Here is a 1,662-nt window from a genome sequence, read left to right as displayed (position 1 = left end):
TTCTGTAATTCGATAGTCGGATAAAGGAGTTTGGTAGGCAGAAGCAGAGCTAATAAAGATAAATTGTTTCGTTTTCCCTTTAAATAATCGATAATCTCTTTCCAGTTGTGCAGGTTCAAAGGCAATGAAATCAGCAACCACATCAAACTCTAACTCTTCTATCAGTCTGGAAACTTGGTCTTCATCATTAATATCCACTTGAAGTAAATTTATCCCTTCTGGCAAGCGATCCTTTCGATTCCCCCTATTAAGAAGGTAAAGCTCACATCCTATTGTGACCAATTGCCTCGTAATGGCAGAACTAATCGTTCCGGTCCCACCGATAAATAACGCCTTCATTATTCCACCTCCGCTAATCTTAAAGCTCTATTCTATTCATATGTTAGCAAGTAAATATTCTATATTCATTTCAAAATTCCTTTTTTTAGATCTATAAAGCTTCCAATCGCTTTAATAATCTCTTCAACATATAGTCCTTTTAATGTGTGAAGTATGGAGATAGGTTTCTTATGAATTAACGAATCTAAAATCGGAAATAATAATTATTGAGGTGAAAAAATTGGATACTGAAAAATTAAAATTAACATCTTCTGAAATTGGTTCTTTGTGGAGCGAGTATGTAATCGGAACAGCGATAGATGTTGTAAATAGATATATGTACTCAATTATTGAAGATGAAGCAATAAAAACGGTTTTTAATGATGCTCTCAAGACATTCGAAAAACAAAAGAGACAAATTATCACTTTTATTGAGAATGAAGGGTTTCCGGTTCCAATTGGATTTAATGAATCCGACTTGTATTTAGGCAAACAGAGATTGTTTTCAGATGCATTCTGTCTGAATTATTTACATATCATGACTTTACATGGATTATTAGGGCATATCACTGCGTTAAGCATTTCTGTTAGAAAAGATTTAAGGGATTTTTACGACTCATGTGATAACGATGCGAAAAAGATGTTTCACCAAACAATTGAGTTATTGCTTGATAAAGGACTTTTTCAGAAAGACCCATTATATTATGCATATGATCACCCTCTATACATTTTAAGCAATGATTTCAAAGATGGTTTTTTTGGGAAGGGGAGAACTCTTGCTGCGACAGAAATCATTAGTATTTCTTTTAACCTAAAAAAAAGCGTTATGGCTAAAACCCTTTCTATCGCATTCAGCCAGGTGGCAGAATCCAAAGAAGTAAGAAAATTTTTAATTGATTCTGGGAAAACTGCTGATGGACAAATAAAATCATTAGCAAAAATACTCCAAGCTGATAACTTACCAGTTCCAAAATCGTTGGAAACTGAAGTGACGATTTCAACTGACTCTCCATTTTCTGATAAGTTATTAATGTTTCACATGGGATTTTTGTTTCAAACCGCACAAACCTATCATGGGACAGGTCTTGCAACTGCCATGCGGACAGACCTCGTTACTATTTATGAGGCTACTATTTTACAAAATCTTATGGTTACAAAAAATTGGTTTAATATTATGGTAAATAATAAATGGTTAGAACAACCTCCACTTGCACCTAATAGAACAGAAATTGCAAAACAAAAATAACATGAGAAATGCCCTTCCAAATAGGTCGGGCATTTTATTTTTTAGAAAATCCTTCCTCCAATGTAGGAATCGGGAATCCTCTAACCAAGTTAAAAGCT

At 33.9% G+C, this 1,662-nt stretch carries 2 protein-coding genes; one reads left to right on the top strand and one right to left on the bottom strand.

Annotated features, from left to right (window positions below; translation table 11 throughout):
• Positions 1-339, bottom strand: a 339-nt coding sequence (locus V7266_RS28490) for an NAD-dependent epimerase/dehydratase family protein (RefSeq protein WP_335472584.1), incomplete at its 3' end; no start/stop codon positions are given.
• A gap of 220 nt (positions 340-559) precedes the next feature.
• Here V7266_RS28490 and V7266_RS28485 point away from each other — a divergent pair.
• Entirely contained in the window at positions 560-1,564 is a 1,005-nt protein-coding gene (locus V7266_RS28485; RefSeq protein WP_335472583.1) for a DUF3231 family protein, read from the top strand.
• Positions 1,565-1,662: the final 98 nt, after the last annotated feature.

Source organism: Neobacillus drentensis, from assembly GCF_036965645.1.
GTDB lineage: Bacteria > Bacillota > Bacilli > Bacillales > Cytobacillaceae > Neobacillus > Neobacillus drentensis_D.
The sequence above is the reverse complement of the archived record's forward strand: the minus strand, read 5'-3'. Positions and strand labels throughout refer to the sequence as shown.